Origin of the sequence: Microbulbifer halophilus, from assembly GCF_026183675.1 — a bacterium.
Classification (GTDB): Bacteria; Pseudomonadota; Gammaproteobacteria; order Pseudomonadales; family Cellvibrionaceae; genus Microbulbifer; species Microbulbifer halophilus.
The window spans coordinates 1-19,796 of sequence record NZ_JAPIVK010000039.1; the positions used below are offsets into that span (position 1 = coordinate 1).

Below are 19,796 nucleotides of genomic sequence, written 5' to 3' on the forward strand. Positions count from 1 at the left end.
GCGGCCATTATACCATATCTATATTCGTACCGGGTTAATAATAAAATCTTTTAAAAGTACGTAGACGTCATCTTCACGGTTCGCAGGTTTACAGATGCTTATATGACTATGATCCACGAGTTTTGGGGTCTCGGGTAGCCCCGCATCGGCACTGTTTGGCGATACCACCGTACCAAGGGTTTCTGGAAGGGCAATTCCGAGAAACCTTTCAGGCCTCCCTTCGGCGAGCACTAGGTTTTGAATGCCGTTGTCACGGCTGTATTGCCGGTACCAGAAATTGAGATCTCTGAGCTGAGGATTACCGACGGCTAGATCTCGGGTCGACGCCGAGGGTCGTGCTAAGAGCCATAGGGCGTTTATTATATTGGCGTGCAACGAGCCCCGATGCGGTGTGCCGAGAAAGGCGATCCGCCTGACGCGGGTAAGGAAATCCTCTGTCTTTCTATTGTTCGTGATGTCACGGTACGCATTTCGCAGCAGCTGCTCGACCACTAGGCCTCCCAAACTGTGCACAACAAAAATAATATTGCCTCTCGCAAGACGCGGCTCCAAAAGAAGGCGAGCTAGAATGTTGTCCGCTCGATCGGATAAGGGCATACCGTGCCCCCTCCAATTAGTCTTGGCTGCAGGGTAGTCGACCAGCCAAAGTCCAATACCAGAGATATCTTCAGCCAGCCATTTCGGCCAAAGCTCTGGCGAATTGGTGCCCTTGACGGTCCAAGTCTTCTCAAGATGCCCGGACAGTCCATGAACAAATACGACATGAGCTCTCACATCGTCATAGCTTTCTGAAATGGCACGGAGGTTAGCCAGATTACTCTCCTTAAGTTGTTCAGGGTGTAGAAAAACGCGATGACTTGGCTAAAATATCACCAAAAACAGGGGTCGGAGTTTTTCTACAGCCTCGTTAGATGGTTCGTGTATTGGTACGAACTACTGGTGCAGTATGCAATGGTTGTGGACCTCCAGCTTCCCCCTACCTATAAGCCCGGTAGCTTACCTTCAGCAGCAAGCTTATAAGCCGTCGGATATAGCCGCTCTTGATAGTATTTGAATCCCCTTTTAAGTCAACGGCTTAGCTTCCCTGCGAAAAACTTAACCTCAGATACCGCCTTACTCGATAGTTACAAGCTCCACTTTGGTTGAATATTAAACAGCAAGCGGCACACATAGAAAAGCGATCCTCAATTGAGACTCGCCTTTTCGGCTTCCGAAGTCAGCTTCAACAGTACTGTGTCGCTATTCGCGGATCCTACTGCAAGGCAGACTAAAAGGAATTGCCCGGCACCCGCACCCAACCCTCCATCACTACCCGCGCACTGCGGCTCATAATGACTTTGGTCGCAGTCCATTGTCCGTTGACGACTTCCGCTTCCGCGCCGACACGCAAAGTGCCAGAAGGGTGGCCAAAGCTAACGGCGTTGCGCTCCCCCGGCAGCCAGATTGACCAGGGTACCGGGGATGGCTGCGGCGGTGCCGATGGCGACGGCGGCGGTACCCATCATGGCGTGGTGCAGTTTGCCCATGGACAGAGCGCGCACCAGCAGGTCGATATCGTCGGCCGCGATTTGCTTGCCGCTTGATGCCGCATAGCCCTTGGGCGGCACTACGAAGGCGACCTTGGGGGTATGCTGGCGGTTGGCTGCGTCTTCCACCTTTTCGATCAGGCCCATTTCTACCGCGCCGTGGGCACGAACAGCTTCGAACATGGCCAGGGCCTTGTCGTCGCCGTTGATGGCTTCCTGCAACTCGGTACCTTCGTACCCAATCTCGTCGGCGTTGACGAAGATGGTGGGGATACCAGCGTTGATCATGGTGGCTTTCAGGGTGCCTACGCCAGGCACTTCCAGTTCGTCCACCCGGTTGCCGGTGGGGAAGATGGCACCCTCGCCCGCCGGGCCCATAAATTCGATCTGGACTTCGGCCGCCGGGAAGGTGACGCCATCCAGTTCGAAGTCGCCGGTTTCCTGTACTTCGCCGTTGGCGACGGGGACATCCAAAACGGAACCAAATCAAGCGACGGCCTGTTAGGCCTTCTTCTCAGTATTCAGCTTGAGGTTCGCCTCTCCAGCCAACTCGAGCGCACGATTATATAGCGCTGGCCCCATTTTGAAGTTTGTCTGCCGCAATCTGTTAAGAAATGGGGCAACTGTGGAGATTAAATTGCGCTCTTTGGCTTTAAGCAGAACGCCTACCATGCCCGTGATTGGAATTCTCAGGCTCTGTGCTTCCGCCCTGCCGGCTTTTTCATCAATGATCAGTAGACTGGCCTTTTTCTCCAGAGCCAGGCTAATAGCTTGGCTCTCACCGGGGTCCAGAGTCTGGCTAAATTTTTCAGTTACTTCTTTGAAGTTGGAAACTTCTTCTACAACTATCCAGTGTAACGTTTTAACCTCTTCCGACCCTGGATTTGAGTCCCCTAGTCGCGTCAGCTCCTCATATACTGCTAAGGGAACATATATCCGATTAAACAGTGACTTTAACAGCGAAATCGCGCCTATTCTCGAAAAGTAGGTGATCGCAGTTGTATCACTTACAACGATCTTCCCTGGGGCGTCCATATTAAAAATCCTTTAAATTTTTCAAATCCGTTTCCAGGTCGTCCTCATCGTAATTGATGAACTGTCCGTACTTACCCAGGATACCGTGGAACTCAATTTCCGACGTGCCGGTGATCTTCCCCCCCTGAACGCCGTTGATTCTTTCCAGCTTGTATAGCGCGATCGCCAGGACCTCCTGCAACTCCTTGTCGCTAAGGCCTAAACTGTCGGCGACTTCATCATTTATGTCTAATTTCATAACCCATACTCCCTTGAAGACAGTCATTGCCATCAATTTCTTCTCACCAGGCCAGGGCAGATCCAAGGCCTGGACTGGCTTTCAAAAATTTCTGATTTAGAGCATCTTCCAGCCTTTAGATACAGCCAGACCCGATAGTATTTAATTCTTGGGTTAAATCAAAGAGTGAACTCTGCTGGGGCAGTTTTGGCGCTTAAAACTACGAGCTGTGTGAGTCAAGCTCTGCTGGCACAGAGGGGATGACTGTAATACAAAAGGTCCCGGCACAAAAAACGAGCCTACTCAGGGCTCGTTTTTTAACCATTTGAGGCTGTTTAGATTGGGTTCGTAGCACACAGAGCCAGTGATTTCGGCGGGTTCAGGAGTACTGGATGCCGGATCAAGTCCGGCATGACTAATCCTCAGGGGCTCGGGACTCTTACCCACCCTTCCATCAGAATCCGCGCACTGCGGCTCATAATCGCCTTGGTAGCAGTCCATTGCCCATTGACGACTTCCGCTTCCGCTCCGACACGCAAGGTGCCGGAAGGGTGGCCAAAGGTAGCGGCGTTGCGCTCCCCTCCCCCGGCAGCCAGATTGACCAGCGTGCCGGGAATGGTAGCGGCGGTGCCGATGGCGACGGCGGCAGTGCCCATCATGGCGTGGTGCAGTTTGCCCATGGACAGGGCGCGCACCAGCAGGTCGATATCGCCGGCCGCGATTTGCTTGCCGCTGGATGCCGTATAGCCCTTGGGCGACGCTACGAAGGCGACCTTGGGGGTATGCTGGCGGTTGGCTGCGTCTTCTACCTTTTCAATCAGGCCCATCTTCACTGCGCCGTGCGCTCGGATGGTTTCGAACATGGCCAGGGCTTTGTCGTCGCCGTTGATGGTTTCCTGCAATTCGGTACCTTCGTACCCGATCTGGTCGGCGTTGACGAAGATGGTGGGGATGCCGGCGTTGATCATGGTGGCTTTCAGGGTGCCGACGCCGGGCACTTCCAGTTCGTCCACGAGGTTGCCGGTCGGGAAGATGGCGCCCTCGCCCGCCGGGTCCATAAATTCGATCTGGACTTCGGCCGCCGGGAAGGTGACGCCGTCCAGTTCGAAATCGCCGGCTTCCTGTACCTCGCCGTTGGTGATGGGTATGTGGGCGACGATGGTTTTTTGGATGTTGGCCTGCCAGATGCGGACGGTGCAGATGCCGTTGTCCGGAATGCGCTCGGCATCGACGAAGCCGCTGTTGATGGCGAAGGCGCCTACGGCGGCGGTGAGGTTGCCGCAGTTGCCGGACCAGTCTACGAAGGGTTTGTCGATGGAGACCTGGCCGAAGAGGTAGTCGACGTCGTGGTCGGGCTGTTCGCTTTTGGAGAGGATGACGGTTTTGCTGGTGCTGGAGGTGGCGCCACCCATGCCGTCGGTCTGTTTGCCGTAGGGGTCGGGGCTGCCGATTACTCGGAGGAGTAGGTTGTCTCGGGCCTGGCCTGGGGTTTGGGCGGCTTCGGGCAGGTCTTGGAGGCGGAAGAATACGCCTTTGCTGGTGCCGCCGCGCATGTAGGTGGCTGGCACTTTTATTTGAGGGGAAGGGATTTGGGGGTTGTGGGTCATGGGGATTCGTCTGGTTGATTGGCTTCGATTTGGGCCCCCTCCCCCGGCCCCTCCCCCGCAGGCGGGAGAGGGGAGGAAGAGGTGGCTTCGATTGGCTTCCCCTCTCCCCGGCCCTCTCCCGGGGGGAGAGGGGGCGTGCTTTTGGGTTGAGGGGAGGGTTCTGGTGGATGCGTTTTTCTATCCTTCGGTGCTGGATGCCGGTGCGCACGGCGCACCCTACGATCTTTAGGCCACCTCTTCCGATTCCAGGAAGTCCTTGGCGAAGCGTTGTAGTACGCCGCCGGCGCCGTAGATGGAGACTTCTTCCTGGGTGTCCAGGCGACAGGTTACCGGGACCTCGACACTGTCACCGTTCTTGCGATGAATCGTCAGCGTCAGGGTTGCGCCCGGTTTGTGTTCGCCGATTACGTCGAAGGTCTCGGTGCCGTCTATGCCCAGGGTCTTGCGGGTGGTGCCCGCCTGGAACTGCAGTGGCAGTACGCCCATGCCGATCAGGTTGGTGCGGTGGATGCGTTCGAAGCCTTCGGCGACGATGGCTTCCACTCCGGCCAGTGCCACGCCTTTGGCGGCCCAGTCTCTTGACGAGCCCTGGCCGTAGTCGGCGCCGGCGATAATGATCAGCGGCTGTTTGCGCTCCATATAGGTTTCGATGGCTTCCCACATGCGGGTCACCTGGCCTTCCGGCTCGATGCGGGCCAGGGAGCCCTGTTTCACTTCGCCGTTTTCGTCGCGCACCATTTCGTTGAGCAGTTTCGGGTTGGCAAAGGTGGCGCGCTGGGCGGTGAGGTGGTCGCCGCGGTGGGTGGCGTAGGAGTTGAAGTCCTCCTCCGGCAGGCCCATTTTCGCCAGGTATTCGCCCGCCGCACTGGTGGGCAGGATGGCGTTGGACGGCGACAGGTGGTCGGTGGTGATGTTGTCACCGAGCACGGCCAGCGGGCGCATGCCTTTCAGTGCGCGTTCGCCGGCCAGCGCGCCTTCCCAGTACGGCGGGCGGCGGATATAGGTGCTCTGCGGGCGCCAGTCGTACAGCGGTTCGGTCTTTTCGCGCTCGCCCTTTTCCAGGTCGAACATCGGGATATAGACGTCGCGGAACTGCTGCGGCTTGACGCTCTGCTTCACGATCGCGTCGATCTCCTCGTCGCTCGGCCAGATATCCTTCAGCGTGATCGGGTTGCCGTCACTGTCGTGGCCCAGTACATCCTTCTCGATATCGAAGCGGATGGTACCGGCAATCGCGTAAGCGACGACCAAAGGCGGCGAGGCCAGGAAGGCCTGTTTGGCGTAGGGGTGGATGCGGCCGTCGAAGTTGCGGTTGCCGGACAGTACGGCGGTTGAATACAGATCGCGGTCGATGACTTCCTTTTGAATGGCCGGGTCCAGCGCGCCGCTCATGCCGTTGCAGGTGGTGCAGGCAAAGGCGACCACGTCGAAGCCCAGTTGCTGCAGTTCCGGCAGCAGGTCGGCCTCTTCCAGGTACATTTTTACGGTCTTGGAGCCGGGCGCCAGCGAGGACTTGACCCAGGGTTTGCGGATCAGGCCCAGCTTGTTGGCGTTACGGGCGATCAGGCCGGCGGCAATCATATTGCGCGGGTTGCTGGTGTTGGTGCAGCTGGTGATCGCGGCGATGATCACGGCACCGTCGGGCATCTCGCCCTCTTTCTCTTCCCATTCCCCGGCGATACCGCGGCTGGCCAGTTCAGAGGCTGGCAGCAGTGTGTGCGGGTTGGAGGGGCCGGCCAGGTTGCGGCCGACGGACGAGAGGTCGAATTTCAGTACGCGTTCGTATTCGGCGTCTTTGAGGCTGTCTGCCCAGAGGCCGGTTTCCTTTGTGAACTTTTCTACCAGCGCTACCTGCTCGTCGTCGCGGCCGGTGAGCTTGAGGTAGTCGATGGTCTGTTCATCGATGGAGAACATGGCGGCGGTGGCGCCGTACTCCGGGGTCATATTGGAGATGGTGGCGCGGTCGCCGAGGCTCAGGCTGGCCGCACCCTCGCCGAAGAATTCCAGGTAGGCGCCGACCACGCGCTCGCTGCGCAGGAATTCGGTCAGGGCCAGTACCAGGTCGGTGCCGGTGATGCCCGGTTGCAGTTTGCCGGTGAGTTCGACGCCGACGATATCCGGCAGGCGCATGGCGGAGGCGCGGCCGAGCATCACGCTTTCGGCTTCGAGGCCCCCTACTCCCACGGAGATGACACCGAGGGCGTCCACCATGGGTGTGTGGCTGTCGGTGCCGACGCAGGTGTCGGGAAACGCGATGCCATCTTTGACCTGCACCACCGGCGACATTTTCTCCAGGTTGATCTGGTGCATGATGCCGTTGCCGGGCGGGATCACGTCGACGTTTTCGAAGGCGGTTTTGGTCCAGTTGATAAAGTGGAAGCGGTCTTCGTTGCGGCGCTCTTCCACTGCGCGGTTCTTTTCAAAGGCGTCTTCCTCGAAGCCGGGGTGTTCGACGGCCAGGGAGTGGTCGACGATCAGCTGGGTGGGGACTACCGGGTTGACCTTGGCCGGGTCACCGCCCTTCTCGGCGATGGCGTCGCGCAGGCCGGCCAAGTCCACCAGCGCGGTCTGGCCGAGGATGTCGTGGCAGACGACGCGGGCCGGGTACCAGGGGAAGTCCAGGTCGCGCTTGCGTTCGACGATCTGTTTGAGGGCGTCGGTGAGTTGTTGCGGTTCACAGCGGCGCACCAGGTTTTCCGCGAGGATGCGGGAGGTGTAGGGCAGTTTTTCGTAGGCGCCGGGGTGGATGGCGTTTACGGCGGCGCGGGTGTCGAAGTATTCGAGGTCCGTGCCAGGTAATTTTTTGCGGTATTCAGTATTCATACTTACTAGCTACAACGTTGTCGGAACGGCCGTTGGCCGCGATCCTGGGTGCGCGGAGCTCCAGCTCCGCAATGGACCGCAGGCCCAACCCGCGATACGTGGAGGTGCCAATAAGCGGCTTCGGTGGCGGGCCTGCGGCCCGCTTGCGGAGCTGGAGCTCCGCGGTCCCAGGTGCCGAGCTGGAGCTCGGCGCACCCAGGGGGGCGATTAGCCGCGTTCGGCGATTGGGGTGACTTCGCGCAGTTCCGGGCCGGTGTATTCGGCGCTCGGGCGGATGATGCGGTTGTCGGCGCGTTGTTCGAATACGTGGGCGGCCCAGCCGGTTAGGCGGCTCATTACGAAGATCGGGGTGAACAGTTTTGTGGGGATGCCCATAAAGTGATACGCGGAGGCGTGGAAGAAGTCGGCGTTACAGAACAGCTTCTTCTCGCGCCACATGACTTCTTCGCAGCGCACCGAGACCGGATACAGCACTTCGTCGCCCACATCTGCGGCCAGTTTTTCGGACCACTGTTTGATAATGGCGTTGCGTGGGTCGGATTCGGTGTAGACGGCGTGGCCGAAGCCCATGATCTTTTCCTTGCGCTCGAGCATGCCCAGCAGTCCTTTTTCCGCTTCGTCGGCGGAGGAGAACTTTTCGATCAGTGCCATCGCCGCCTCGTTGGCGCCGCCATGTAAGGGGCCGCGCAGGGAGCCGATGGCACCGGTGATGCAGCTGAACAGGTCGGACAGGGTGGAGGCGCAGACGCGCGCGGTGAAGGTGGACGCGTTGAACTCGTGTTCGGCGTACAGGATCAGCGAGACGTTCATGACCTGCTCGTGCAGTGTATTGGGCTTCTTGCCGTGCAGCATATGCAGGAAGTGGCCGCCGACGGAGTCGTCGTCGGTTTCGGTGTCGATGCGCTCGCCGTCGTGGGTAAAGCGGTACCAGTAGCAGATGATGGACGGGAAGGCGGCCAGCAGGCGGTTGGCTTTTTCCTGTTGCTGGTCGAAGGATTTCTCGCCTTCCAGGTTGCCCAGCATGGAGCAGCCGGTGCGCATCACGTCCATCGGGTGGGCGTCGGCGGGGATGCGCTCGAGTACTTCTTTCAGCGCCTGCGGCAGGCCGCGCATGCCTTTCAGCACGCCTTTGTAGTCGGCCAGCTGCGCCCTGGTGGGCAGTTCGCCGTAGAAAATCAGGTAGGCGACTTCCTCGAATTCACAGTGTTCCGCCAGGTCCTTGACGTCGTAACCGCGGTAGGTCAGGCCGGAGCCGGATACGCCGACGGTGGACAGTGCGGTTTTACCGGCGACCTGGCCGCGCAGGCCGGCGCCTCCGTTTTTTTTCTCTGCCATCTTTTATTCCCCTTTTCTCAAATGTCGGTTGCGATGGTGCGCGCGGCGCACCCTACGCACTGGATCCCGGGTCGAGCCCGGGATGACGGTTGATAAAACTGACTGCTTTTCGTCATGCCGGACTTGATCCGGCATCCAGTGCAGTGCCTTCCGGCAACTCCGCTCTGGACCCCGGATCAAGTCCGGGGTGACGACCGGTGATACCTACTTCTTGAAAAGCTCGTCCAGCTTCTGCTCGAACTCGTGGTAGTTCAGGTAATCGTACAGTTCGGCGCGGGTCTGCATGGTGTCGACCACCGCCTGCTGGTCGCCGTTTTCGAGGATGCTGGTGTAGACGTTCTCCGCCGCCTTGTTCATGGCGCGGAAGGCGGACAATGGGTAGAGCACCATATCGGCCCCGGCTTCACCCAGCTCGGTTTTGTTGTAAAGCTTCGTCTTGCCGAACTCGGTGATGTTGGCGAGGATCGGCACTTGCAGCGCGTCTTTAAACGCACGGTAGTGTTCCAGTTCGGTCACCGCCTCGGCGAAGATGCCGTCGGCGCCGGCTTCGATACAGGCCTGGGCGCGGTCGATGGCGGCATCCAGCCCTTCCTGGGCGAAGGAGTCGGTGCGGGCCATGATAAAGAAGTCGTCGTCGGTGCGGGCGTCAACGGCGGCCTTGATGCGGTCGACCATTTCCTCTTTGGAGACGATTTCCTTGTTGGGGCGGTGGCCGCAGCGCTTCTGCGCCACCTGGTCCTCGATATGCACGGCGCCGGCGCCGGCGCGGATCATTTCCTTGATAGTGCGGGCGATATTGAAGGCGCCGCCCCAGCCGGTGTCGATATCCACCAGCAGCGGCAGTTCGCTGGCCGCGCTGATGCGGCGCACGTCTTCGAGCACGTCGTTCAGGCCGGTGAGCCCCAGGTCCGGCAGGCCGTAGGAGGCATTGGCGACGCCGCCGCCGGACAGGTAGATGGCCTTGTGGCCGATGCGCTCGGCCATGATGGCGCTATAGGCGTTGATGGTACCGACCACCTGCAGTGGATCGTTTTCTGCTAGGGCGCGGCGGAAACGCCCGCCGGCGCTCAGTGTCTGGCTCATGGACTACCTCTCGGTTGTCAGTTTCTTTTCGATATTGAGTCGCGACGCGCGGATATGGCGCCGCATCAGGATTTCCGCCAGTTCGCCGTCGCCGGCTTCGATGGCATCGATGATATTGCTGTGTTCGCGGAAGGCGCTTTTCGCCCGCGGGCTGAACATGCCCAGCTGGTAGCGGTACATGCGCACACGGTAGTAGAGGCGGTTGCACAGGGTGTCGATCAGCAGGTCGTTGTTGGAGGCCTGGACGATGCGGAAGTGGAAGTCGAAGTCCCCCTCCGGCTGATAGTAGGCGGTGCCGGCCTGCAGCGCCTCCTGCTGCTCGTGGTGGGCGAGCATACGGCGCAGTTCCAGCAGGTCCTCCCCGCGGTGCTCGGTGGCCGCCAGGCGGCAGGCCATGCCCTCCAGCGCCTCGCGCACGTCGTAGAGTTCCAGCAGGCCGCGTTCGCTCAGGTCTACCACCCGCGCGCCGACATTGACGCGGCGCTCGAGCAGCCCCAGGGATTCCAGGCGCATCACCGCCTCGCGCAGGCTGCCGCGGCTGGCATTGAAGCGCCGCGCCAGCTCCGGTTCGCTGATCTTGCTGCCGGCGGGAATGCTGCCGTCGACGATCTCGCCGCGCAGGGTCACAAACAGTCGCTCGGCCAGGCTCTGGCCGCTATCGGCCGCCTCCGGTTCCACGCTTTCCACCACCACCACCTGTTTTTGGCCTCACAGATTGTCGACAATCTTGTTGTGTGCGGACAGTAGATCACATAACTGCCGTGGTCAATAGGCAGAAATCGAGGCTATTGTTGACAATTACTCACAAATCCCGACCTGTTGGGCGGCAGTAGTCTTGTAACCTCTATGGGGGCATAATAGCGCCCGCGTGAGCGCGGCCGTGCCACGGTGATTCGAAACACCTATGCTTGTCGGTGGAAGCTCCGGGAATAGGGAGACACCGATGCGAATTGATTTCCTGCGATGATGAGAGCTAGCTGCCCGATCCGGATAGATTGAGTTATGCCGAAGAGTATTATCAGGCGCTGGCTGCCAACACCCGAGCAGGTTCGCGCCAAGAGCGGCCTGAAGTTTCTCGGTGCCCTGCTGCACGATCCCAACCTCTTTCACCTCAACCGGCACTCGGTGTCCACCGCCTTTGCCGTGGGCGTATTCACCGGTTTCCTGCCCCTGCCCGGCCAGATGATCATCGCCGCGCTGCTGGCGCTGTGGTTCCGCTGCAACCTGCCGCTATCGATGATCCTGGTATGGATCAGCAACCCGGTGACCATGCCGGCGATCTTCTACAGCACCTATAAACTGGGGGCCTGGCTGCTGGGTACCCCGCCGCTGGGCTTCAGGTTTGAGCTGTCGTGGGAGTGGCTGACGGAAGAGGTGGGAAGAATCTGGCTGCCGCTGTTCTTCGGATCACTGCTGGCCGGCATTTTCTTCGCCGCCGTGTCCTACTTTGCCATGCAGGCGCTGTGGCGCTGGCATGTGGTGAAGCGGTGGAAGCTGCGGATCGCCAAAAGGTCAATGATCCATTACCAATAGGTATGCCGGCAAAGTTGACTTTGTAGGGTGCGCCGTGCGCACCGGCTGGTGTTGCCGCCCCCCTGCGGTGCGCACGGCACACCCTACGTTAACTAATAATCGCTGCGCAGCGCCGCCGCCGGCTGCACCCGGCTGGCCTGCAGTGCCGGGTAGAGGGTCGCCAGCAGGCTGAGCAGCAGGCCTGCACCCACCACTAGTGCCACATCGCCCCACTGTAGCTGCGAGGGCAGGTAGTCGACCGGATAGACATCGGATTTCAGGAACTGCACACCGAACAGGGATTCGATGCCCGCCACCAGGTCGGTCACCAGCAGCGATCCGACAACCCCCAGCAGGCCGCCGATGGCCGCCCCCACCAGCCCCACCAGCGCGCCCTGGCTGACAAAGGTCAGCAGTATCTCGCGGGTGCTGGCGCCCATGGTGCGCAGTATGGCGATATCGGCGTGCTTGTCGATCACCACCATCACCAGGGTGGAGACCACATTGAAGGCGGCGATGGCGATGATCAGCAGCACCAACAATCCCACCAGGTTGCGCGACATCTGGATCGCCTGGTAGAGGTTGCCGTGGGTGCTGCTCCAGTCGTTGCCGTAGAAGTTCTGCGCCGGCAATTGGCCCAGTAACTGGCGCATGATCCAGTTGGCCTCGAGCATGTTCTCGAGCCGCAGCTGGACACCGGCGCCACCGGCACCGCCGGCCAGGGACTGCGCCTGCTGCCAGTCCACCAGTGCCAGGGACTGATCCAGCGCGGTGCCGGAGTGGAAGATATCCACCACGCGAAAACCCGCCAGATGCGCGGCGCTGCGGCCGCCGTCGGTGCTACTGTCGGGCACGATCAGGGACAGGTGCTCGCCCTGCTTCACGCCCAGCTTTTCGGCGATACCCCGGCCCAGGATTACCCCGCCCCCGGCCGGATCGGTCAACGCGTCGAGACTTTCCGGGGCCAGGAATTCGCCGATATTGGACACCCGGACAATGGTTTGCGGATTGACACCCTGCACCAGCAGCGGCGTCACTTCCCTGCCCTTGCGCGCCAGTGCGTTCACTTGCCATACCTCGGCGGCGGCCACCACCTCCGGTGCGGCCGACAGTTGATCGCGCACCGCCGGCCAGTCGATATCGGGGCTGGAATTGTAGATGGTGGCGTGGGGCATGATGCCGAGAATCCGCTCGCGCAGCTCGCGGTCGAAGCCGTTCATCACCGACATGACCACGATCATCAGCGCCACACCGAGAATCAGGCCGATCATCGACAGGCCGGAAATAAACGACACCAGCCCGGCGGAGTCATCGCCGCGGCGCTGGGCGCCGGCGTAGCGCAGACCGATAAACGCGGGCAGCGGCCTAAACACGATCGCCCTCGTGCCAGTCGCTTTCCAGTTTGCCGTCGATCAGGTGCAGGCTGCGATCCAGCGCCGCGGCCAGGTCGGGATCGTGGGTGACGATCACGAAGCTGATGCCCAGGTCGCGGTTGAGCCGATCCATCAGTTTGTGAATTTCCCGTCCGGTGGCCCTGTCCAGGTTACCGGTGGGCTCATCCATCAATACGCAGGCCGGGTGTGTCACCAGCGCCCGCGCGATAGCGACCCGCTGGCGCTCGCCGCCGGAAAGCTGTGCGGGCTTGTGGCTCAGGCGCTCGCCGAGGCCCACCGCCTTCAACATTTCCGTGGCCTCACTCCGCGCGTCAGGGACCGAACGCTTGCCGATCAACAGCGGCATGGCCACATTCTCCAGCGCGGAGAACTCGTTCAGCAGATGGTGGAACTGGTAGACAAAACCCAGGCTGCTGTTGCGCAGCCAGCCGCGCTGGTTGGCATCCAGCTCCGCCAGGTTGCGTCCCGCCACATGCACCTCGCCGGAACTGGGGGTATCCAGTCCACCGAGCAGGTTGAGCAGCGTCGACTTGCCGGAGCCGGAGGCGCCGACAATGGACAGTTTCTCGCCCTTGCGCACGGCCAGCTCGACACCGCTCAGCACCTCGAGCTCCCTGTTGCCCTGGCGGTAGCGCTTGCGCAGTTCGCGGCAGGCCAGCACCACTTCGGCACTGCCGGCCTCCGCGGGCGCGGCCTGTTCGGTCTCTATTTCCACTTGGCTGTTCATACTCGCCCAACTTTTTATCTGTGTAGGATGGGCAAAGCGCAGCGTGCCCATCAAGGCCTGGCTGATGGGCACGTCGCTGCGCTCCTTTGCCCATCCTACAATCCAATTTCCCAACTATTCGTAGCGGAGGGCTTCCGCCGGCTCTATCTGGGCCGCGCGCCAGGCGGGAAACAGGGTCGCCAGCAGGCTCATCAACACCGCCGCGCTCAGCACTACGACCGCATCGCCGCTGCGGAATTCAGACGGCAGGAAGCTGACGAAGAAAACCCGCGGATCGAAAATCTTCATTCCCAGCAGGTTTTCCATCCAGCTGACCATCTCCGTCAGGTTCAGCGCGATCAGTATGCCCAGCACCGCGCCGATAAAGGCGCCGATAATGCCGATGGCACTGCCCTGCACCACGAACACTGACATGATCTGCCGCGAGGTCAAACCGAGGGTGCGCAGCACGGCGATATCGGAGCGCTTGTCTGCCACCATCAGCACCAGTGCGGAGACGATATTGAACGCGGCCACGGCGACGATGATCATCAGCATCAGCGTCACCACGGTTTTCTCCATTTTCACCGCCTGGAACAGGCTGCCCTGGGAGTGGCTCCAGTCCTCGCCGCTGAATCCCTCGCCGAGGGACTGTGCATAGGGGGCAACGCGGCCCAGGGCATTGTCCATATCGTCGAACCGGAGCTGCAAACCCTGCACCTCTCCGCGCATGCGCAGCAGCCGCGCGGCGTCGTCGATATGCACCAGCGCCATACTCTGGTCCACCTGTGCGCCGACGGAGAAGACCCCGGCCACAGTAAAACGCTTGGTGCGGGGGAAAATGCCGGCGGGCGTCACCACAACCTCCGGCAGTGTCAGCACCAGGGTATCGCCGGGAATCACGTTCAGCTGTCGGGCGAGGATGCGGCCCAACACGATCTTGTAGCTGCGCGACTGCAACGCATCCAGGCTGCCCATCAACATGTGCTCGCCCACGGCGGAGACATCCCGCAGCGCCTGCGGATCCACCCCCTGGAACTCGACACCGTGGCTGTCGCCGTTGGCCGCCAGCAGCGCGAAGCCGCGCACGAAGGGGCTGGCCGCTTCCACATGGGGGCGCCGCTCCAGTTGTGTGGCGGCAGATTGCCAGTCCCGCAGGCCGCCGGCCTTCTCCACGAAGCCGTGCGGTACCACGCTGAGAATGCGGGTCTTCAGCTCGCGATCGAAACCGTTCATGACCGAAGTCACCACAATCAGTGCCATCACGCCCAGCGCCATACCCAGCAGGGAGAAGCCGTTGATAAAGGAGATAAACTGCTGGCGACGGCGGGCGGCCACGTAGCGCAGGCCGATGAAGAGAGAGACGGGTTTTATCATAGCCGGTGATTTAAGCCGAAAAGCAGCGGGAAATCCAACCCTAATTTGGATCTGGCGTGGCGCACCGGGGTCAGATCCTGTCGTACTGCAGCAGCTTTTCGCGCAGCCGTTGCAGCCGCTCATCGCTCCAGCCCCCGGGTTCCGCCAGCTTCAGCCAGGCGCGGACGTAGTCCGCCGGCGCGTAGCTGTGGCCGAAGCCCATGGGCGCAGCACCCGCCTGCAGGTCCGCGACCAGCTGCAACATGGTCACGATCGGATACCACTGTAGATCCGGAGATACATCGCGCCCCCGCGGCGGTTTCATCCAGTCCGGCTTGCGGTAGGCGGACTCGGGCTCGAAAAAGACAATCGGGTCGCTGGCGTGTTGCAGATAGGCGATGCGGAAATTGCCCCAGGGCCGCTCGCCCCTGTCGTAACCGCCCCAGTGGTTGCCAAAGCGCACCACGGAACCGCCCTGGAAACGGGGCAACCAGGCCGGCGAACCGGCGTCGCGATCTGCCGTCACCTCGCGCCAGGTGTCGCTGCGAAACGGCGGCCCGACCCAGAGGGCGCCGTCGAAGGGATCGTCGATGATATCGAAGAAATCGAAGGAGCGATCCGAGTTGAGCGCCCCCAGGCTGAGCCCGAACAGGAACAGCCGCGGTCGCGAGTCCCCCGGCAGGCTGCTCCAGTAGCCGTATATCGCATCGAACAGCGCCTCGGCCGTCTCCCGGCCATAGGCGTTCTCGGTCATCAGCGCGATGGGACTGGGAAGATAGGAATACTGGGCCGCCACACTGGCGATATCGCCCCGGTGCAGGTATTCCACCGAGTTGATGGCACCGGGATCCACCCAGCCGGTGCCGGTAGGCGTGATCAGGACCAGGGCCGAGCGCTCAAAGCCGCCGACCCGCTTCAGTTCCTCCAACGCCAGTTTCGCCCGCTTATGCGGCGTCTCCGCGGCATTCAGGCCCACATAGACCCGGATTGGCTGTTTGCCTTCGCCGGCAACGTCGCGGATATCCTTTGCAGATGGACCGAGCGCCAGGTAGCGCCGTCCCTGATGCCCCATATCCCGCCAGCGCAGCGGAGAATCCGCACCGCCGGGCTTCTGCGGATCTTCGGGGGCGGGCATATCCGGCGCGATGCGGGCATCAAGCTCCCGGTAGACCGTATCCACCTTGCGCAGCGCCGCACTCAGCAGCACACCGTCGACAATCGCCCAGAAGAGCGCGAATGCGGCCACCAGCCCCACCAGCAGCGACACGCGCCGCGGTATCACCCGTTCCAGCTGCCGGGAGAGAAAGAGAAATGTGCGCCGGAACAATCTGCCCAGCAATAGCAGCAGCAGAAACACCAGCAGCGCCACCAACGCAATGGTAAACGGCCGAGTGCCCGAGACAGGCTCCATCCCCATCAGGGCCCGGATCGAGTTCTGCCAGTCACTGGCCCGCCACAGGAATCCCAGGGCCAGCAGAAGGCAAAAGCCGGCGGCAGTCCACTCCAGGACGCGCTGCACCTTCTGCCCCGGTCTCGGGAACTCCAGGAAATGCCACAACCAGATACCCAGCACACCCATACCGTAGCCGGCAGTGAACGAGAGGCCGGAGATAGCTCCCTGAACCGTATCGTCGCGGGGAATGAGGGAGGGAGTCAGCGACAGCGCGAAGAATGCCGTGCCAAGCAGCAATCCGGTTGTGGAGAAATATTGCCCGATTCGCATCCTTGCCCCCCAAACTGGGTCGATCCTTCAGGTTAGCACAGCTACCAGCGGACTTCGGCGATCGAAAAACGTGAAGAATTACAGATGTTTAGGCACAATATCTGCTTTAATGGATCACCGACTCAGAACAGACCCAGAACAATAGCCCGGAGAAGGACAAATGTTCAGCAGACTCCGCATATCCCTGCTTACCACCGCCCTGATCCTCGCCACGGGAGCCAGCGCGGACAACCTCGAAGTGCCAGTGGGCGCCCAAGGTGAGAACACCCGCACCGAACAGGTGCGCGGCCTCAAGAAAGACGAAGTGACCTCTCGCCTGGGCGATCCCATCGGCATCCAGGGCCCGGTGGGCGATCCGGCCATTACGCGCTGGGAGTACGCGGACTTCTATGTCTACTTCGAGAGAAATGTGGCGCTGCACACGGTGAAGAAACACCGGGGTTGATCATCAGGAAGCCGCAATCGTCGCGCCGGCGGGGTTCTCTTCGTCTGGTGCAACGGACTGCAAGCGGCGCATCACCTCGATATAGTCGGCGTAATTGCGAATACCGGTGCCGGCAAAACGACGCGTGAAGATTTTCTGGTAGAGAGCCATGTCCCGACCGTCCAGCTGATACCCGTGCGGGGCCAGGTTGATTTTTGTCTGGCCGCCGCCATCCCCAAAGTTGACCGGGTCGAAACGGTCTCCCTCCGCCATGGCTCTCTTTGACGTCTTCTCGGCAATTGCCACAATCAGCTCATCGTCCAGGTCGATACTGAACCACTCTGCCAGCCTTCGCAGGGTCTCCCCTTTTTCCGCCGTGAGGTGTTCATAGGACAAAGCCAGGAACTGCCACCGGGGAGTGGAACGGGCCAGTTTATAGGCACACCACAACTCCTCGACGTGGTCTCTGGCCAGCAGCCTGAAAGTCAGCTTCTTGAACAGATTCCAACCGACAAACCTCAGAAAATACGCAATCCGCAGTGGCAATAGCGGCAGCGGCTTTACTCGCGGATAGAAACGGGTCACCCACCAGTAAACCGAGCGATAGTAACCGCCAAAGTCGCGGCACATCCAGATAGTCCGGCCAATACCGGCTTCGGCAATATCCGTCCGCAGTGAGCGAACCCGACCATTGATTTTATACAGTTGGCAGTGGCCATCCTGCCGCGCGTTGAAATTCTGCGCGATCATGGATTGCGGAAACGACAGCATGGGCACCAGATCGAAGTCGTTGCGAAAATGGGTGATGGCGTTGCGCGTATTGACCAGAGCACAGACATAGCAGAGTAGCGTCGAACCACTCTTCTGCAGCGATACTATTGCCACCACATCCTTGTCCATCTTGGACACACGGAGTTGCCGCAGGTGTTTGCGGGCAATGGATTGCGCCGGCAATGCCTGGGCCGCCATACGTGGCAAGAGGACAGCAAAGTGAAACAGTATTACCAGCGAGAGCGCAACTGCCACCAGCAGCACGACTGCCAAATGGAAACTCATCGAAAATCCGTTATTTATTCTTTATTCGACCGACAAGATGGTGGCACCGGGAACCGGGCCGGGCCCGGCCAAGACTGCGCATCAGTAGAGATAGGTCGCCGTACCAGTGGCGATCAGTTCGTCGCTTTCATTGACCAGCTCCATTCTGGTTACCACCAGCTTGTTGCCGGTGCGCAGGATCGAGCCGTGGCAGGTGAAACTCTCCCCCCTGCCCGGCTTCAGGTAGTCCACGCGCATATCCACGGTGCCGAGCTTTGACAGCCGCGCGGTTTTCTCCTGCCAGTCGATATCCCCCAGGCGCTGATAGGCGGCCACCATGGCGGTAAGGCCGCCGACAGTATCGAGCGCCGTGGCGATGACGCCACCGTGCAGGATCTTCTTCCAGATATTGCCGATCAGCTCCGGGCGCAGGTCGAAGCGCGCAGACAGGGTCAGGTTTTCCAGATCCAGATCCTGCATCCGGAGGCCGATCTGCCGATTGAACGGGATCTGTTCGAAAAAGCCCCGGACCAGTTCCCGAAACTCGCTCTGCGAAGGCTGCGTCACAGGCGCGCCACCCGGTTGAGCCCGTCCAGCGCCGCACTGCGGTAGGCCTCGGCCATGGTCGGGTAGTTGAAGGTGGTGTTGACGAAAAAGTCGATGGTGTTGTTCGGTGCCGGCTGTTTCATGATCGCCTGGCCGATGTGCACGATCTCCGCCGCCTCGGCACCGAAGCAGTGAATACCGAGAATCTCGCGGGTCTCGATATGGAACAGGATTTTCAGCATACCCACGCGCTCGCCGGAAATCTGCGCCCGCGCCGTGTGCTTGAACAGCGCGCGCCCCACTTCGTAGGGTACCTTGGCCGCCGTGAGTTCGGACTCGGTTTTGCCCACCGAGGAGATCTCCGGCAGGGTGTAGATGCCGGTAGGGGCATCTTCGATCACCCGGTGACCGCGCTCGGCAATCGCATCTGCCACGGCGCGGCCCTGGTCGTAGGAAGCGCTGGCGAGGCTCGGCCAACCGATCACGTCGCCAACGGCAAAGATATTCTCCACCTCGGTGCAGTAATGTTCGTCGACACTCAGCTGGCCGCGGTGGTTGGCCTCCAGGCCGACATTTTCCAGAGCCAAGGTGCCGGTATTGCCGGAGCGGCCGTTACACCACAGCAATGCATCGGCGTGGATGCGCTTGCCGGATTGCATCTCCATGATCACGCCACTGTCGCCGGGCACCACTTTGGCGTATTCCTCCCGGTGACGAACGGTGACGCCCATGTCGCGCAGGTGATAGCTGAGCGCATCGGAGATCTCGTCGTCGAGAAATTCCAGCAGGCTGTCGCGGGTATTGATCAGGTCCACCTTGACGCCCAGGGCGGCGAAAATGGAGGCGTACTCGCAGCCGATCACACCGGCACCATAGATCATGATGGAGTGCGGTGTGTGTTGCATATCCAGGATGGAATCGCTGTCGTAGACGCGGGGATGGGTAAAATCCACATCCGCCGGGCGATAGGGACGCGACCCTGTGGCAATAATGAACCTTGCCGCACTGATGATTTCGGTAGCGCCGTCCGGCAGCTTCACCTCGATGGTGTTGGCGTCGCGGAACTTCGCCTCGCCCGAAATCAGGTCGACCCGGTTGCGCGCATAGAAGGCAGTGTGCATTTCCACCTGGTAAGAAATCACCTTGTTGACCGTGCGCATCACTTCCGGGAAGCTCAGGCGGCGCGGCTCACCCAGGGCCCGGAACACCGGCTGGGTGTTGTAGCGCATCAGCTGTTTTACCGAGTGGCGCAGTGCCTTGGAGGGGATGGTGCCCTTGTGGGTGCAGTTGCCACCGACGGCCGAATAGCGCTCGATTACCGCGACGCGCATGCCCTTTTTCGCCGCACTCATGGCCGCGGCTTCACCGGCGGGACCGGAGCCGATTACTACCAGGTCGAATTTTTGTTCTGCCATCTACTCACTCTGAGTTATTCTGTGAATTTGATACACCGTAGGGTGCGCCGTGCGCACCG

Annotated in this window: 17 protein-coding genes and 1 pseudogene; 2 read left to right on the forward strand and 16 right to left on the reverse strand. The window is 60.7% G+C overall.

The window, feature by feature from the left end; all coding sequences use genetic code 11:
• Window positions 1–18 precede the first annotated feature (18 nt).
• The 9 genes and pseudogenes from OQE62_RS16550 to OQE62_RS16595 form a co-directional block, all read right to left on the reverse strand.
• A complete protein-coding gene (locus tag OQE62_RS16550; protein ID WP_265723155.1) occupies window positions 19–774 on the reverse strand; it encodes an esterase/lipase family protein in 756 nt (251 codons plus the stop codon).
• A 493-nt stretch (window positions 775–1,267) separates the two neighbouring features.
• Window positions 1,268–2,000 (reverse strand): annotated as a pseudogene (locus OQE62_RS16560) (PrpF domain-containing protein).
• Window positions 2,001–2,027: 27 nt separating this feature from the next.
• On the reverse strand, window positions 2,028–2,561 hold the full coding sequence (locus tag OQE62_RS16565; protein ID WP_265723158.1) for a DUF3368 domain-containing protein: 534 nt from the start codon (window positions 2,559–2,561) through the stop codon (window positions 2,028–2,030).
• Window position 2,562: 1 nt separating this feature from the next.
• The gene (locus OQE62_RS16570) at window positions 2,563–2,799 is read right to left on the reverse strand and encodes a UPF0175 family protein (RefSeq protein WP_265723159.1); all 237 of its coding nucleotides are present in this window, start codon (window positions 2,797–2,799) and stop codon (window positions 2,563–2,565) included.
• A 401-nt stretch (window positions 2,800–3,200) separates the two neighbouring features.
• Complete coding sequence (prpF, locus tag OQE62_RS16575) at window positions 3,201–4,346, reverse strand: 2-methylaconitate cis-trans isomerase PrpF (protein WP_265723160.1); 1,146 nt, start codon at window positions 4,344–4,346, stop codon at window positions 3,201–3,203.
• 264 nt (window positions 4,347–4,610) lie between these two features.
• On the reverse strand, window positions 4,611–7,208 hold the full coding sequence (acnD, locus tag OQE62_RS16580) for a Fe/S-dependent 2-methylisocitrate dehydratase AcnD (protein ID WP_265723161.1): 2,598 nt from the start codon (window positions 7,206–7,208) through the stop codon (window positions 4,611–4,613).
• A 207-nt stretch (window positions 7,209–7,415) separates the two neighbouring features.
• Window positions 7,416–8,543 carry a bifunctional 2-methylcitrate synthase/citrate synthase gene (prpC, locus tag OQE62_RS16585; protein ID WP_265723162.1) on the reverse strand — a complete coding sequence of 376 codons (1,128 nt, stop codon included), beginning with the start codon at window positions 8,541–8,543 and terminating at the stop codon, window positions 7,416–7,418.
• 204 nt (window positions 8,544–8,747) lie between these two features.
• Window positions 8,748–9,626 carry a methylisocitrate lyase gene (gene prpB, locus OQE62_RS16590; RefSeq protein ID WP_265723163.1) on the reverse strand — a complete coding sequence of 293 codons (879 nt, stop codon included), beginning with the start codon at window positions 9,624–9,626 and terminating at the stop codon, window positions 8,748–8,750.
• A 3-nt stretch (window positions 9,627–9,629) separates the two neighbouring features.
• Complete coding sequence (locus OQE62_RS16595; RefSeq protein WP_265723164.1) at window positions 9,630–10,313, reverse strand: GntR family transcriptional regulator; 684 nt, start codon at window positions 10,311–10,313, stop codon at window positions 9,630–9,632.
• A 315-nt stretch (window positions 10,314–10,628) separates the two neighbouring features.
• Here OQE62_RS16595 and OQE62_RS16600 point away from each other — a divergent pair, with 315 nt between their 5' ends.
• A complete protein-coding gene (locus tag OQE62_RS16600) occupies window positions 10,629–11,159 on the forward strand; it encodes a DUF2062 domain-containing protein (RefSeq protein ID WP_265723165.1) in 531 nt (176 codons plus the stop codon).
• 92 nt (window positions 11,160–11,251) lie between these two features.
• Here the strand turns inward: OQE62_RS16600 and OQE62_RS16605 are convergent, their stop codons facing one another.
• From OQE62_RS16605 to OQE62_RS16620, 4 genes are all read right to left on the reverse strand, one after another.
• Complete coding sequence (locus tag OQE62_RS16605) at window positions 11,252–12,511, reverse strand: lipoprotein-releasing ABC transporter permease subunit (RefSeq protein ID WP_265723166.1); 1,260 nt, start codon at window positions 12,509–12,511, stop codon at window positions 11,252–11,254.
• Window positions 12,504–13,259 (reverse strand): lipoprotein-releasing ABC transporter ATP-binding protein LolD, encoded by a 756-nt coding sequence (gene lolD / locus OQE62_RS16610; protein ID WP_265723167.1) that lies wholly within the window; start codon window positions 13,257–13,259, stop codon window positions 12,504–12,506. The genes OQE62_RS16605 and lolD overlap by 8 nt, the downstream gene beginning before the upstream one ends.
• Window positions 13,260–13,373: 114 nt before the next feature.
• Complete coding sequence (locus OQE62_RS16615; RefSeq protein ID WP_265723168.1) at window positions 13,374–14,615, reverse strand: lipoprotein-releasing ABC transporter permease subunit; 1,242 nt, start codon at window positions 14,613–14,615, stop codon at window positions 13,374–13,376.
• A 70-nt stretch (window positions 14,616–14,685) separates the two neighbouring features.
• The gene (locus OQE62_RS16620; RefSeq protein ID WP_265723169.1) at window positions 14,686–16,317 is read right to left on the reverse strand and encodes an alpha/beta hydrolase; all 1,632 of its coding nucleotides are present in this window, start codon (window positions 16,315–16,317) and stop codon (window positions 14,686–14,688) included.
• Between the two features lie 160 nt (window positions 16,318–16,477).
• Here OQE62_RS16620 and OQE62_RS16625 point away from each other — a divergent pair, with 160 nt between their 5' ends.
• Complete coding sequence (locus tag OQE62_RS16625; RefSeq protein ID WP_265723170.1) at window positions 16,478–16,762, forward strand: hypothetical protein; 285 nt, start codon at window positions 16,478–16,480, stop codon at window positions 16,760–16,762.
• A gap of 3 nt (window positions 16,763–16,765) precedes the next feature.
• Here OQE62_RS16625 and OQE62_RS16630 read toward each other — a convergent pair whose 3' ends face one another.
• The 3 genes from OQE62_RS16630 to sthA all read right to left on the reverse strand — a co-directional run bounded on the left by OQE62_RS16630 (window position 16,766) and on the right by sthA (window position 19,737).
• Window positions 16,766–17,797, reverse strand: coding sequence for a sulfotransferase domain-containing protein (locus tag OQE62_RS16630; RefSeq protein ID WP_265723171.1), 1,032 nt, complete (start codon window positions 17,795–17,797; stop codon window positions 16,766–16,768).
• Window positions 17,798–17,878: 81 nt separating this feature from the next.
• Entirely contained in the window at window positions 17,879–18,343 is a 465-nt protein-coding gene (locus OQE62_RS16635) for a thioesterase family protein (RefSeq protein ID WP_265723172.1), read from the reverse strand.
• The gene (sthA, locus tag OQE62_RS16640) at window positions 18,340–19,737 is read right to left on the reverse strand and encodes a Si-specific NAD(P)(+) transhydrogenase (protein ID WP_265723173.1); all 1,398 of its coding nucleotides are present in this window, start codon (window positions 19,735–19,737) and stop codon (window positions 18,340–18,342) included. The genes OQE62_RS16635 and sthA overlap by 4 nt, the downstream gene beginning before the upstream one ends.
• Window positions 19,738–19,796: the final 59 nt, after the last annotated feature.